The organism is Paenibacillus sp. J31R122 (genome assembly GCF_056269185.1).
In genome coordinates this window covers 1-15,069 of sequence record NZ_JBWDNM010000016.1, presented here as the reverse complement: position 1 = coordinate 15,069, position 15,069 = coordinate 1, and the positions used below count along the sequence as shown (strand labels likewise).

The 15,069-nt window shown below is 46.2% G+C and carries 10 protein-coding genes and 1 rRNA gene; 9 read left to right on the top strand and 2 right to left on the bottom strand.

Translation table 11 applies throughout. The features are described 5' to 3' along the window. Positions 1–7: 7 nt before the first annotated feature. Together uvrA and AC0YN7_RS23415 are read left to right on the top strand one after the other, a co-directional pair. The gene (gene uvrA, locus AC0YN7_RS23420) at positions 8–2,899 is read left to right on the top strand and encodes an excinuclease ABC subunit UvrA (protein WP_475812454.1); all 2,892 of its coding nucleotides are present in this window, start codon (positions 8–10) and stop codon (positions 2,897–2,899) included. 249 nt (positions 2,900–3,148) lie between these two features. Then, the gene (locus AC0YN7_RS23415; RefSeq protein ID WP_475812453.1) at positions 3,149–3,364 is read left to right on the top strand and encodes a hypothetical protein; all 216 of its coding nucleotides are present in this window, start codon (positions 3,149–3,151) and stop codon (positions 3,362–3,364) included. Between the two features lie 52 nt (positions 3,365–3,416). Here AC0YN7_RS23415 and AC0YN7_RS23410 read toward each other — a convergent pair whose 3' ends face one another. Continuing rightward, complete coding sequence (locus tag AC0YN7_RS23410) at positions 3,417–4,385, bottom strand: sugar phosphate isomerase/epimerase family protein (RefSeq protein ID WP_475812452.1); 969 nt, start codon at positions 4,383–4,385, stop codon at positions 3,417–3,419. A 254-nt stretch (positions 4,386–4,639) separates the two neighbouring features. On the opposite strand from AC0YN7_RS23410, the gene AC0YN7_RS23405 reads away from it, so the two are divergent. Further along, positions 4,640–7,171 carry a U32 family peptidase gene (locus AC0YN7_RS23405; RefSeq protein ID WP_475812451.1) on the top strand — a complete coding sequence of 844 codons (2,532 nt, stop codon included), beginning with the start codon at positions 4,640–4,642 and terminating at the stop codon, positions 7,169–7,171. Positions 7,172–7,379: 208 nt separating this feature from the next. Beyond that, entirely contained in the window at positions 7,380–8,108 is a 729-nt protein-coding gene (gene pcrB, locus AC0YN7_RS23400) for a heptaprenylglyceryl phosphate synthase (RefSeq protein ID WP_475812450.1), read from the top strand. Positions 8,109–8,129: 21 nt separating this feature from the next. On the opposite strand, the gene AC0YN7_RS23395 is transcribed toward pcrB, so the two are convergent. Continuing rightward, positions 8,130–8,345, bottom strand: a complete 216-nt coding sequence (locus tag AC0YN7_RS23395) for a hypothetical protein (RefSeq protein WP_475812449.1) — start codon at positions 8,343–8,345, stop codon at positions 8,130–8,132. Between the two features lie 1,195 nt (positions 8,346–9,540). Here AC0YN7_RS23395 and AC0YN7_RS23390 point away from each other — a divergent pair. The 5 genes from AC0YN7_RS23390 to AC0YN7_RS23370 form a co-directional block, all read left to right on the top strand. Beyond that, entirely contained in the window at positions 9,541–9,696 is a 156-nt protein-coding gene (locus tag AC0YN7_RS23390; protein WP_475812448.1) for a hypothetical protein, read from the top strand. A gap of 4 nt (positions 9,697–9,700) precedes the next feature. Beyond that, on the top strand, positions 9,701–9,853 hold the full coding sequence (locus AC0YN7_RS23385) for a hypothetical protein (RefSeq protein WP_475812447.1): 153 nt from the start codon (positions 9,701–9,703) through the stop codon (positions 9,851–9,853). A gap of 277 nt (positions 9,854–10,130) precedes the next feature. Next, on the top strand, positions 10,131–12,515 hold the full coding sequence (gene pcrA / locus AC0YN7_RS23380; RefSeq protein ID WP_475812446.1) for a DNA helicase PcrA: 2,385 nt from the start codon (positions 10,131–10,133) through the stop codon (positions 12,513–12,515). A gap of 63 nt (positions 12,516–12,578) precedes the next feature. Beyond that, positions 12,579–14,579, top strand: coding sequence for an NAD-dependent DNA ligase LigA (ligA, locus tag AC0YN7_RS23375; protein WP_475812573.1), 2,001 nt, complete (start codon positions 12,579–12,581; stop codon positions 14,577–14,579). 402 nt (positions 14,580–14,981) lie between these two features. Continuing rightward, positions 14,982–15,069: ribosomal RNA gene (locus tag AC0YN7_RS23370) — 16S ribosomal RNA — on the top strand; the annotation flags it as partial.

Sequence of the window (15,069 nt, the reverse complement as noted above, 5' to 3'; positions counted from 1 at the left end):
GAACGGATTGGCTATCGATAAAATTATAGTAAAGGGCGCTCGTGCCCATAATCTCAAAAATATTGACGTTACAATTCCGCGCGACAAATTTGTTGTGCTAACAGGGCTAAGCGGTTCCGGTAAATCGTCTCTCGCATTCGATACGATATACGCTGAGGGGCAGCGCCGTTATGTCGAGTCCCTTTCCGCATATGCTCGTCAGTTTCTTGGTCAAATGGAAAAACCGGACGTTGATTCTATTGAAGGGCTGTCTCCAGCTATTTCGATAGATCAGAAAACAACAAGTCGCAACCCGCGTTCGACTGTAGGTACGGTTACTGAAATTTATGATTATTTGCGGTTGATGTTTGCACGTGTAGGCAGACCGCATTGCCCAGAGCATGGCATTGAAATTACTTCGCAGACCGTAGAGCAAATGGTTGACCGCATTATGGAGTATCCCGAGAAGACGAAGCTGCAAATATTAGCGCCACTCATTTCTGGACGCAAGGGCGAGCATGCCAAGCTGCTAGCGGATATCCAAAAGCAGGGCTTCGTTCGTGTGCGCGTAAATGGCGAGCTGCGCGAATTAAGTGAAAAGATTGAGCTGGAGAAAAACAAGAAGCATAGTATTGAAGTGGTCATTGACCGCATCGTGGTGAAGGAGGATGTTCACGCCAGACTCGCTGATTCACTTGAAACAGCGCTCAAGCTGTCTGAAGGTCGCGTCCTTGTTGATATTATAGATCGAGAAGAGCTGCTCTTTAGCTCTAATCTAGCTTGTCCTGAATGCGGGTTCAGTATTGAAGAGCTTGCACCGCGTATGTTCTCCTTTAACAGTCCTTACGGAGCTTGTCCGGAATGTGACGGTCTAGGCGCGAAGATGATTGTAGACCCCGACCTGCTTGTGCCGGACATGAGCAAGTCTATCGAGGAAGGAGCATTTCTTGCTTGGGCAGGAAGTACTTCCAACTATTATCCTCAGTTTCTTAGTGCAGTTTGTACGCATTACGGCATTAAAGAAAATGTTCCGGTATCGGAGTTAACCGCTGAGCAAATGAAGAAGCTGCTGCTCGGAACGGGCGGCGAACGTGTGCGTTTCCTCTATGAAAATGATTTCGGCCATCGCAAGGAAGCTTATGTACCTTTCGAAGGTATCGTTCATAATTTAGAACGCCGCTACAGAGACACAGCATCTGATATGATGCGTGAGCATATTGAGAATTATATGAGTGCTAAGCCATGCGGTGGCTGCAAAGGGCAGCGTCTACGCAAGGAAAGTCTCGCGGTTACGATTGGCTCACAAAATATTGCTCATGTAACCTCTTTATCAATTGGTGAAGCTAAGCGGTACTTTGAATCGTTAACACTTACGGAGAAGGAACGTACGATTGCTAATCTTATTTTAAAAGAAATTAACAGTCGCCTCGGATTTCTTGTTAATGTCGGTCTTGAATATTTGTCATTAAGCCGCGCAGCCGGCACCTTATCTGGCGGTGAAGCGCAGCGTATTCGGCTTGCTACACAAATCGGCTCTAGTTTAATGGGCGTTCTCTATATATTGGACGAGCCGAGTATAGGGCTTCATCAGCGTGATAATGATCGACTCATTGAGACGCTTGCGCATATGCGTGATCTCGGCAACACATTAATTGTTGTTGAGCATGATGAGGATACGATGCTTGCAGCTGATTATATTATTGATATTGGACCGGGAGCCGGTATCCATGGCGGTATTGTTATCGCTGAAGGAACGCCGGAGGAAGTGATGGCGAACGAGCACTCGCTTACCGGTCAATATTTGAGTGGTCGTAAGTTTATAGCCGTTCCGCTTGAACGCCGTCCGACTACTGAGAAATGGCTCGAGGTTCGCGGAGCGAAGGAAAACAATCTTAGAAACGTAAACGTAAAAATTCCGTTAGGCGTGTTTTCAGCGGTTACAGGAGTTTCGGGTTCAGGTAAATCGACTTTTGTGAATGAGATCTTATATAAGACACTTGCCCGTGATCTGAACAAAGCGAAGACGCGTCCCGGTCAATACAAAGAAATGCGCGGTATCGAGCATTTGGAGAAAGTGATTGATATCGATCAATCGCCAATCGGACGTACACCGCGTTCAAATCCAGCCACCTATACGGGTATGTTTGATGATATTCGCGATTTGTATTCGAACACTAATGAATCCAAGGTGCGCGGTTATAAGAAGGGCAGATTCAGCTTTAATGTCAAGGGTGGACGCTGTGAAGCTTGTCGTGGAGACGGTATTATCAAAATCGAAATGCATTTCCTGCCGGACGTTTACGTACCGTGTGAAATTTGCAAAGGCAAGCGTTATAATCGTGAAACGCTTGAAGTGAAGTATAAAGGCAAAAACATTGCTGAGATTTTGGATATGACGATTGAAGACGGATGTTTATTTTTTGAGAATATCCCTCGTATTCACCGTAAAGTGCAGACGCTTCTTGATGTGGGTCTTGGCTACATGAAGCTTGGACAATCGGCAACGACTTTGTCTGGAGGAGAAGCGCAGCGGGTGAAGCTGGCAGCAGAGCTGTATCGTCGTTCTACCGGCAAGACGCTGTATATTTTGGATGAGCCGACAACAGGACTGCATGCGGATGATATCGACAGATTGCTTAAAGTATTGCATCGTCTAGTTGATTCAGGAGAATCTGTCCTCGTAATTGAGCATAATTTGGACGTTATCAAAACGGCCGATTATTTAATTGACTTGGGCCCCGAAGGCGGTAGTGGGGGCGGTATGATTGTAGCAACCGGCACTCCAGAGCAGGTTATGAAGGTGGAAGGCTCCTATACAGGTAAGTATCTGAAGCCAATAATAGAACGTGACCTCAAACGGACAATTGCACAAATAAACACATTTGAGAATGTAGCTGTTGCTGTGACAGGAGCAGAATGATTTAGGTTGTAAATATGCAAAAAAACTGCCGGGGGGACGAGTAGGAAACGATATGGTTATATAAAATGCCAGAGATGGACATTTTATATTTACGGGGTAGTCTGATCCTATCTGAATCTACTAAATATGAAGATTTATTGTAAATCGTGACAAAGTTGTTACGAAACGAGTTTCGTACTTGCGCCTGTGGCAACTTAAAGCTAACATATAGTATTATTAGGCTACGTGCGAAAAAGAGGAGGTCCCTTCATGTTTTTGGCAGAAGAAGCAGCAAAAGAGGCTAGCAAAATTGGTACTTTCGATTGGTTTATGCTTGCTTTTACGGTATTGATTGCAATAGGGTTCGTTCGACTATTGTCTCAGCGCCCGAAGAAAAATTTGTTCGCAATCGGTTTTACTGCTGTATCGCTCGGATTGTTCTTGTTGATCGACTACATTATGATTTTCAAAATTTGGATGGCATAATTATAAAAAAAGGTCTGTCGGATATATCCGACAGACCTTTTTTTATAAAATATTAAACCCACCACATCTCGCCAAGCGGCTCACGAATAAGGATTTGCTGAAGATTTTGCACAGCTTTGGTGAAGCCTTCATCTACAGACATCAACCCATCCTCATGTTCGATGCTCACGACATAATCGTAACCAACCAAACGCAATGCACTTAGAATGTCAGCCCAAACCTTCAGATCATGTCCATAGCCAACGGTACGGAACTGCCATGCGCGGTCAAGCATAAGGGAGTATGATTGCATGTCCGTAACACCATGATGGTTAACGTTAATTGGATCAATCGTAGTGTCTTTTGCGTGGAAGTGATGAATCGCTCCAGCACGTCCAAGAATTTGTACCGCTTGTACAGGATCAATTCCTTGCCACCACATATGGCTTGGATCAAGGTTAGCGCCAATTGCATTTCCTGCTGCTTCACGAAGACGAAGAAGAGTTGCAGGGCTATGTACCGAGAAGCCACCGTGAAGCTCAAGACCCATTTTCACACCGCTAGCAGAAGCCAATGCTCCGATTTCGGACCAATAAGGGATAACCTTTGCTTCCCATTGCCATTTCAAAATATCTTGGAAATCATTCGGCCATGGAGCAACCGGCCAGTTCGGATATTTTGCATCCTCGTGATCGCCAGGGCAGCCGGAGAATGTATTTACAACGGAAACCTCGAGACGATTAGCTAATTCAATCGTTTTACGGATGATTTCGTCATGCTCTGATGAAATAGCTTTTTGCGGGTGAAGCGGATTGGCGTGGCAGCTAAGTGCGCTGATCATCAGACCGCGTGATTCTATAGCTTGCTTATACGCTTTGAGCTTTCCTGCGTCAGCAAGCAGTCCATCAAGATCGCAGTGCGCGTTGCCTGGGTATCCGCCTGTTCCGATTTCAATGGCGTCAAGCCCTTTGGAAGCGATGTAATCAAGCGCTTCCTCGAATGGTTTTTGTGTAAATAGTACGCTAAATACTCCTAATTTCATTTAATTAAATACCTCCCGAATTCATCTGATTGGATTGATTTCTAAGTCTTTTCTATTATAGCACTTCTCCTGTTGCTACATATAAGGTCAATTCAGATTTGGCAAAATCACATAATAAAATAGCAAAACTAGCGTGGATAGTACTTTTTTTGCGAAAGCAGCCTTGTTGGCAGTAATGTGTGGTGGAATAGAAGACGGGGGTTTGTTACACTAATAAAAGTAGGTTTCAAAATGAGAGGGATTGAGATTTTGATATGACAAAGACATTAATCAGATCTGATATAGAACTACTGGCACCTGCAGGCGATTGGGATTGTATGCGAGCTGCAGTAGCGAATGGCGCGGATGCGATATTTTTTGGTGTGGAGAAGTTTAATGCCAGAGCTCGCGCGAATAACTTTCGCAGCGAAGAACTGCCTGAGATTATGGCATTTCTTCACACGTACGGCGTAAAAGGTTTTCTGACGTTTAATATTCTCGTATTTGAAGACGAGCTTAGAGATGCGCAAAAGCTAATTGAGATGTGTATTGATGCAGGTGTAGATGCTGTAATTGTACAGGATCTAGGCTTGGTGAAGCTGATTCGTGAGCTGTCGCCGGATTTCCCGATTCACGGATCGACACAAATGACGATAACATCACCAGAAGCGGTTGAATTCACTAAACCGTTTGGTTTGGAGCGAGTTGTGCTAGGTCGGGAAAATAACCTAAAGCAAATTCGTACGATCGGCGATCAAGCTAAGCTGCCGATGGAGGTATTCGTGCACGGCGCGCTATGCGTGTCGTATTCTGGTCAATGCCTCACATCTGAAATGTGGGGCGGCCGCTCTGCCAATCGAGGCGAATGCGCGCAAGCTTGCCGGCTGCCGTACGATCTTATGGTCGATGGCGAGGTTCAGCCGATGGGAGACATCGCTTATTTGCTGTCGCCGAAGGATTTGGCGGCAATCGATATTATTCCCGAGCTAATCGACGCGGGAGTAACGTCTTTCAAAATCGAAGGACGTCTCAAAAGTCCGGAGTATGTCGCGAATGTCGTGAGCAAGTATAGACGAGCGATCGATAAATATTTCGACGGCGACTTATCGAAGCCGTCGGTGGAAGAAGTGCGTGAGCTGCAGCAGAGCTTTTCGCGCGGCTTCACGCATGGTTTTCTGTCGGGAACGAACAACAAGATGCTTGTTGAGGGAACGTTCCCGAAAAGCCGAGGGGTCTTCCTCGGCCGAGTGGAGCGCATCATGCGCGATGCTGTTACATTGCGCATCGACGCGCCGCTTAAACGCGGCGATGGCATTGTGTTTGACGCAGGCGACCCGACGAAGAAGGAAGAGGGAGGCCGCGTCTATGATATACGCCGCCAGGGCGTTAAGATCGAAGGCGAAGCTCAGGAAGGCACGTATATCGAGCTTGTAGCGGGCCGCAACGATGTTGATTTGCGCAAGGTGCATGTTGGGGACCGTGTATGGAAGACAAGCGATCCCGCTTTGGATAAACGTCTAAGAGCTACATTCGAAACAGAAAAGCCATACCGTGTATTTCCTCTTCACGTTCGTGTGACCGGTGCCTTAGGACAACCGATGCGTACATGGTGGACGGATGTTCAGAAGGGGACGACCGTTGAGGTCACATCCGAGTTAGACTTAGAGCAAGCGCAAAAGCGACCGATGGATGCCGCTTTATTGGAGGATCAGCTTGGCCGGCTTGGCGGTACAGTCTATCAGCTGGAGAAGCTTGAAGTGGAGCTTCAAGGCGATTTGATCGTTCCGATTCGTGAACTGAACCGTTTACGCCGTGTAGCCGTAGAACAGCTGGCGGGTGAACGGCCAAAGCCGCCTGTTTATGTGAAGCACGAGGTGAAAACTCGCTCTGGTGTGTTTGAGAACGGAGTTGCTCCTAAAGATATTTTGACACCACGCAGCGGTAAAGATGCGAATCTGGTAGCGCTATGCCGCAGCTTGGAGCAGGTCGAAGCAGCTGTGAAAACAGATATTGCATATGTATATGCAGATTTTGAATTTATAAAGCAGTTTCCAGCAGCAGTTGCCGCTGCTCGCGCTGCCGGCAAGCCAATTGCACTTGCTACACCGCGGATTCATATGCCGAACGAGAATGGCTACCATGCAAATATTTTGAAGCTGCAGCCTGATGCGGTGCTGGTCCGTAACACAGGTGCGCTTTATTACTACTTGCGCGCAAAAGCTGCCAATCCCGATAAGCCGTTTCCTAAGCTAATTGGAGACTTCTCTCTTAATGTAGCGAACCATAAAGCGGTAAATCTCTTTACAGAGGTAGGACTTGATCTGATTACGCCGTCTTATGACTTGAATATACAACAAATGGTCGATTTGCTCGAAAACTCGGATACATCGATGCTCGAAATGGTTATCCATCAGCATTTGCCGATGTTCCACACAGAGCACTGCGTATACTGTACGTTTATGAGTGAAGGAACAGACTTTACGAATTGCGGACGGCCGTGTGAAGAGAAACGGGCTTCACTTCAGGATCGAATTGGCATGGCGCATCCTGTTCGTGTTGATGAAGGCTGTCGAAATACGGTATACAATGCAGTTGAGCAATCAGGTGCGGAGTATATTCGGAATTTTGTTGGGCTCGGTGTATCTAACTTCCGTGTTGAGTTTTTGGAAGAAACGCCGGAGAAGGTTTTGGAGGTACTATCACTCTACCGTGATGCTCTGGATGGTCGGATTACGGGTACGCAGGTATGGCGCAGCTTGAAAGCCATTAACCAGCTTGGCGTAACGCGTGGGCAACTGGTTAAGTAATAATATACGACTGATATAAATAAATAACAGCTCTGATACCGTCTTCTCTGCGATAGGGAGGGCGGTATTTTTGGAAGTAAATGAAAAAGCTTAATCGGAAATAACTAAAGACTAATCGTTTGACACGCTATTCACGCTGACATAGCATAGAAGGATGGTTGAAATATGCGATTAACGATTTTTGTGAAAAAGCGAGGCGTGGTCAAACATGAATGATACTTGGTTTTCCGGCTGGAAGCATGTGTTTAAACTCGATCCTGATCGTGAATTGTCTGATGAGATGCTTGATGCTATCTGTACCTCTGGTACTGATGCAGTTATCGTCGGGGGCTCCAGCGGAGTTACTTTTGAAAATACAGTGGATCTAATGGCAAGAATACGCAGATATTCCGTCGAATGCGCACTCGAGGTTTCTTCGATGGAAGGTGCAGTACCTGGTTTTGACGGATATTTTGTTCCGCTTGTTCTGAATACGAGCAAGGCAGAGTGGATCACAGGTCGGCAAACTGAAGGCTTGAAGGAATACGGTTCTTTCGTTCCATGGGACGAAACGGCGGCTCAAGGCTATATTATATTAAACAAAGACGCAACAGCCGCAAAATTGACTGAGGCGCAAACGGAGCTAAGTGAAGCAGATCTAATCGCGCATGTGCGAATGGCTGATCGTCTAATGAGGCTTCCAGTAATATATTTAGAGTATAGCGGGACATTCGGTGATATGCAGCTTGTGAAGCGGGCTAGAACAGCCATTGTTCAAGCCCAACTCTTCTACGGCGGCGGTATCGACAGTGCTGACAAAGCTCGTCAAGCAGCAGAAGCCGCACACACCGTCGTTGTTGGGAACGTCATATATAGCGATTTAGCAGCTGCGCTATCTACCGTGCCTGCAGTAAGAGAAGTGACGCAAAGCAGCAGTTTGAGTTTGCCTACAAAATAACATCAACATCAAAATAACTTCTCAAAAGAGACGTGACTCACGTGGCACATCGAGAGGGTGGTCGACTGATCCTAACCCCCCGCCGATATGCCACGTTTTCTTTAATTTCTCCTTATCTCCAAAATAACACTGTGTACCCATACCCATACCCATACCCATACCCATACCCATACCCATACCCATACCCATACCCATACCCATACCCATACCCATACCCATACCCATACCCATACCCATACCCATACCCTACTCAAACTCAGGTTAACTCAATTAGTGCTCATTACCTTACACGCAATGAATTACCAGCAATAAAAAGCGTCTTCCATTAAGGGGTTGTATTATATGTGTCCCAACTCCACCTACACAATAGCGCAGCTTGCTCAACTAACCTCTTAGCTCATGAAAGATGCGATTTAAATAAGCTAAAGTAGGTTTGGCCGTCTTTGCTTCACTATCCCCTTAGATCAGGGACAATTGCGATTTAAAAAAGCTAAAGTAGGTTTAGTTGTCTTTGCTCCACTATCCCCACAGTTCAGGACAGATGCGATTTAAAAAAGCTAAAGTAGGTTAAGCCGTCTTTGCTCCACTATCCCCTTAGCTCAGGGACAGTTGCGATTTAAAAAAGCTAAAGTAGGTTAAGCCGTCTTTGCTCCACCATCCCCTCAGTTCAGGACAGATGCGATTTAAAAAAAGCTAAAGTAGGTTTAGTCGTCTTTGCTCCGCTATCCCCTTGGCTCAGGACAGATGCGATTTAAAAAAGCTAAAGTAGGTTTAGTTGTCTTTGCTCCACTATCCCCTTAGCTCAGGGACAATTGCGATTTAAATAAGCTAAAGTAAGTTTAGTTGTCTATGCTCCTCTATCCTCTCGGCTCAGGAGCGGTTTCATTTTGTATGAGTTAAAGGCGGTTTGAGTGTAATTGCTCCATTATTCCCTTAGCTCAAGAGTGACACGCATGATTTTTCAATTAGCTGGGAAAGCCAAACCTCGTAAATAGATGATGATTGATTAGATAACAATTGTATATTTCCATATCGATCAACATCTTTCAAAAAGTAAAATAATAGTTCAGCTAGGTAACAGAATAAGAAGACTTAATTGAATGCGCAAGGGAATAGGGTTGTAGGATTGAATTGTTGCGGTTGATAAGCCATGCAAATTGTAGAGAGACATGTCGAACTCCTGAGCAAAGGGGATAGTGAAGCAAAGGTGAAAAAAGTGGAAATGTCAGTGAAGGATGAATTGAAGAGATTGAAGAGATTGGGGCGAATGAGTGAGTGAACGGGTAAGAATGGGGTGGTTAGAAGGTCATGCAAATTGTAGAGAGACATGTTGGATACCTGAGTAAAGGGGATAGTGAAGCAAAGGTGAAAAAAGTGGAAGTGGCAGTGAAGGATGGATTGAAGAGATTGGTGCGAGTGAGTGAATGAGTGAGTGAGAGAACGGGTACGAACGGGGTCGTTAGAAGGTCATGCAAATGATAGAGGTCAGGTTGGATTCCTGAGCAAAGGGGAGAGTGAAGCAAAGGTGAACAAAGTGGAAGTGGCAGTGAAGGATGGATTGAAGAGATTGGTGCGAGTGAGTGAGTGAGTGAGTGAGTGAACGGGTACGAACGGGGTCGTTAGAAGGTCATGCAAATGATAGAGGTCAGGTTGGATTCCTGAGCAAAGGGGATAGTGGAGCAAAGGTGAAGAAAGTGGAAGTGCCAGTGAATGATGGATTGAAGAGATTGGGACGAATGAGTTAGTGAGTTAGTGAGTAAGTAAGTGAGTGAACGGGTACGGACGGGTAAGAACGTGAAAGAACGGGGTGGTTAGAAGGCCATGCAAATTGTAGAGAGACATGTTGGATTCCTGAGCTAAGGGGATAGTGAAGAAAAGAGCGGGCGATGTGGTGTTAGCTTGTAGTATTGTGATGGAGAATGAGAACTTGGAAGTATTTTTTTTGAGGGGCAAATTGACACATGGGTAGGTCGTTGTCTACACTGAGGATAGGCGAACAAATGGGAACAAAGGAGTCGGAGCATGTTAAATCATATTAGCATCGATCAAGCGGTGCAAAAGCTGAATCCGCCGCAGCGGGATGCCGTTCAAGCAACGGATGGCCCATTGCTTATAATGGCAGGTGCAGGCAGTGGGAAGACGCGCGTACTGACGCATCGAATTGCTTACCTCATAGAAAAGAAGCGAGTGGCTCCATGGAGCATTTTGGCCATTACGTTTACAAATAAGGCGTCTCGTGAAATGCAGGATCGGGTAGGGGCACTGGTTGGACCGTCAGGACGGGATATTTGGGTATCAACCTTCCACTCAATGTGTGTACGTATTTTGCGCAGAGATATTGACCGAATCGGTTTTACATCAAGTTTTTCTATATTGGATTCATCGGACCAACTGTCAGTTATTCGTAACTGCATGAAGGATTTGAATGTTGATACCAAAAAAGTCGAGCCAAAGGCTGTACAAGCTGCAATTAGTGGAGCAAAAAATGAATTAATCTCTCATGAACAATATGAGCAGAAGGCTGGGGATTATTTTCAGGGCATTGTTGCTCAGGTTTTTACGAAGTACCAGAAGAAGCTTAGAAGCAACAACTCGCTTGATTTTGACGACTTGATTATGATAACTATTCAATTGTTCAAGGAAATGCCAGAGGTGCTTGAGTTTTATCAGAACAAGTTCCGTTACATTCACGTGGATGAGTATCAGGATACGAATAGAGCGCAATACATGCTAACTCGCATGCTGGCGGATAGGCATCATAATATATGTGTGGTAGGAGACAGCGACCAGTCGATTTATCGTTGGCGCGGGGCTGATATTACGAACATTTTGAATTTTGAAGGGGATTATCCTGAGGCGCGGACAATAATGTTGGAGCAAAATTATCGTTCGACGGCTAATATTCTTGATGCGGCGAATGCGGTTATTAAGCTAAACACAGGCAGGAAACCGAAGAAGCTGTGGACTGATCAAGGCCCTGGTGATCTTATTTCATTGTATCAAGCCGATACTGAGCATGATGAGGGCTATTTTGTTACAGGCGAAATTCGCAAAAGTGTAAACCAAGGCCGCAAGTTTACTAATCATGCTATTTTGTATCGGACGAACGCGCAATCGCGGGTAATAGAGGAAATACTAATTAAATCAGACATCCCTTATCAAATTGTAGGAGGGGTTAAGTTCTATGATCGTAAAGAGATCAAGGACTTGCTTGGCTATTTAAAGTTGATTTCGAACCCGGATGATGATATTAGTTTAGTGCGTATTATTAATGTGCCGAAGCGGGGCATTGGTGATACGACTGTCGGAAAGCTGGCGGATGAAGCGGGCAGACGAGGGACATCGATTTATAGAGTGCTGAATGATCTTGGAGAGGTCGAAGTAAACGGTCGTACACGAACGCTGCTGCGTGAGTTTTATGACATTATCGACAGTCTAACACGTATGGTTGAGTATCTTTCCGTTACGGAGTTAACTGAGAAGGTGTTGGAGCTGTCACAGTATCGTATGGAGCTTCAACAGGAAAATACTCTCGAATCGAAAGCTCGTCTTGAAAATATTGATGAGTTTTTGTCGGTGACGATGGATTTTGAGAAGCGTAATGAAGATCGTACGCTGGTTGCTTTTTTGACTGATTTGGCGTTAATCGCTGATATTGATTCTTTAAACAAGGATGAAGAAGAGGCGGAAAAGAATAAGGATGCCGTTACACTGATGACGATGCATAGCGCAAAGGGGCTGGAGTTCCCTGTCGTGTTCATCATCGGAATGGAGGAAAGTGTATTCCCTCATAGCCGCGCACTTGCTGATAACGATGAGCTTGAGGAAGAAAGGCGCCTAGCTTATGTCGGTATTACACGAGCGGAGAAGCGTTTGTACTTGACCTGTGCTCGGATGCGGACGTTATTCGGTCGCACAAATAGTAACATGCCTTCACGCTTTCTGCAGGAAATACCAGAAGCAGTGAGGGAAGGCGTCTCGTCCGGAGGCGGGGGTTATTCCCGTGCAATCGGACGGAGCGGAACTGGCCCTAGCGGTGGTGCCGCTGCACAGAGCGCTGCGGGCCGCGGTATTGCGGGGCGCGCGCCAGCTGGCGCGCGCGGTGCAGCAGGTCGTTCCCCAGGCATGGGGGGAACGACTTCAGCCGCAATGGGCGGCAGAGGGGGCGTGCGGGTGAGCACGCCTATGCAGGACGCCGCTCGGGCGGCTCAAGGAGCAGGCGCGGCGGGCGATACCGCGCCGGGAAGCTTTGCTGCCGGGGACAGAGTCTCGCACGGCAAGTGGGGCATTGGTGTCGTTGTATCCGTTAAAGGGACGGGTAAAGACATGCAGGTAAACATCGCTTTTCCGGCCCCGGTTGGTATTAAGCCGTTACTCGCGGCCTTTGCGCCGATTACGAAGCTGTAATACGGATATGCTATTTTGGAAGATTAGAAGGAGGAGCCTCCCGTGAATGTTCAGTTGGAACGGATGCAACAGCTTGTAACGCTCATTAAAGAGCATAACTATTACTATTACACGCTTGATGATCCTAAAATGAACGATGTTGATTATGACAAGCTCTACGATGAATTGATCGCTCTGGAAGCATCTACTGGCACGGTTTTACCAGAATCGCCTACCAGTCGGGTAGGCGGAGAGCTGTTGAAGGGCTTTGAGCCGCATCGACATCGCGCGCGTTTGTGGAGTCTCGATAAAGCGCAAAACGACGAGGATTTGCTCGCATGGAACACGCGGATGCTGAGAGCGATTGCCGATTACAACACAAAGCATCCGGATGAGGAACCATTGCCGCAGCCTACTTATGTTGTAGAACTGAAATTTGATGGATTAACATTAAATCTGACCTACGATGATGGGCAATTAGTTCAGGCGGCAACCCGAGGCAACGGTGCGATCGGTGAAGGGATTTTGCAGCAGGTGCGAACGATTCGTTCTGTACCGCTTACGATACCTTTTACAGAAGGTATTATCGAAGTGCAGGGTGAAGGTATCATGCAGCTATCTGTTCTTGCAAAATACAACGAAACCGCCGCGGAGCCGCTAAAGAACGCGCGTAATGCCGCAGCTGGCGCTCTGCGCAACTTAAATCCTAAGGTGACAGCTGAACGCAAGCTGAATGCTTTTTTCTATAATATCGGTTTTGCTGACGGGGTTTCGTTTGAAGATCATCGAGAGATGCAGCAGTTTTTACGGGATAATCAGTTTAAGGTTAATCCTTATGTGTCTTATTTCGATACCCTTGAAGAAGTGCAGGCCGAGCTATCTAAGATCACCGAGCGGCGCGAAACGTTAGATTTTTTGATCGATGGAGCTGTTGTGAAGGTTGTTGATATGAGGACGCGTGAGGCTCTGGGTTATACGGATAAGTTTCCGCGATGGGCAGTGGCGTTTAAATTTGAGGCGGAAGAAACGACGACGGTGCTGGAATCGGTATCGTGGGAGGTTGGTCGCACAGGTAAAATAACGCCAGTCGCTCGTGTAGAGGCGGTGGAGCTTGCTGGTGTTACGGTACAGAACTGTACACTCAACAATATCGGGGATATCGAACGTAAAAACTTGAAAAATGCACTAGGAGCTCTCGTTATCATTCGAAGGTCAAACGATGTCATTCCAGAGATATTGGGTAAAGCGGATGACGAGCCGGGCAATGAAATTGTATTCCCAACCGAATGTCCTTCATGCGGCACAGAGCTTGAACAACGCGGAGCACATTTGTTTTGCAACAATAAACTCGGCTGCCAGCCGCAAATCATAGGGCGCATTTCTCATTTTGCCTCTCGTGATGCGATGGATATTGATACGTTCAGCGTCATGACGGCAGAACAGCTGTATACAGATAGCGGGGTGCGTGATCCTGCTGATCTTTACGCTTTGACGTATGAGGATCTAATAAAGCTAGATCGATTCGGCGAGAAGAAGGCGCGCAAGCTGCTTGATGCTTTTGAGAAGTCTAAGGATCGGGATTTGGCAGCATTTTTGTTTGCTTTAGGTATTCCGAATACAGGTAAGGCTACTACGAAAATGCTTGCTGATCATTACGGCGACCTTCATGCCATAATGCAAGCTCAAGCGGAGGAGTTAATCACTCTACCTGATATCGGAGGCATTGTCGCGGACAGTATAGTTGGTTTTTTCAATGATCCGATTATACAGACTAGCATCACGCGTATGCTCGAGCTGGGAGTAAAGGCAGAAGCTGAAAAGCAGCCGGAGGCAAGACAGGATAGTGTATTTAGCGGCAAAACAGTCGTTCTAACTGGAACGCTGCCAACCATGTCGCGAGATGAGGCTGCGAAAAAGCTTGAAGCATGTGGTGCCAAAATATCAGGAAGTGTATCTAAGAAAACGGATTTTGTTATTGCTGGGGACAGCGCTGGAAGTAAGCTGACGAAAGCGCGTGAACTAGGCATAACTGTTATTGAGGATGAATTGGAGTTATTACGTCTCTTGGGTGAAGTTTCAGGATAATGCTTCAATAGTGATTAGGAGTGCTCGTGCTGGTTTAGCACGGGCACTTTTCATTAAAGCAGAACGCTTTTATCATAAGCCGAAATCTTACTAGAAGATTCATCCTAGTTTAAAAAGCTTGAACCGAGTAATTTGTCATATTTTACAACTTGCATTCTTATTTCACAGATGATATATTATTTCTTGTCGCTTCTGAGACACAACGCATCAACAAAACGAGACACATTTTGATACGTAAACAAATGTGAAACAAGCTGTTGACACGGTTGAGGAAAGATGGTAATATATTTTCTTGTCACGACAAATTGTGACAAACAAGTTCTTTGAAAACTGAACAAATGGATCACGTCGATCTGATAATGTTTTAAAATAGCTAGTTAAGTAATGAGCAAGTCAAACACCAATTTGGAGAGTTTGATCCTGGCTCAGGACGAACGCTGGCGGCGTGCCTAATACATGCAAGTCGAGCGGAGTTGATGAGATGCTTGCA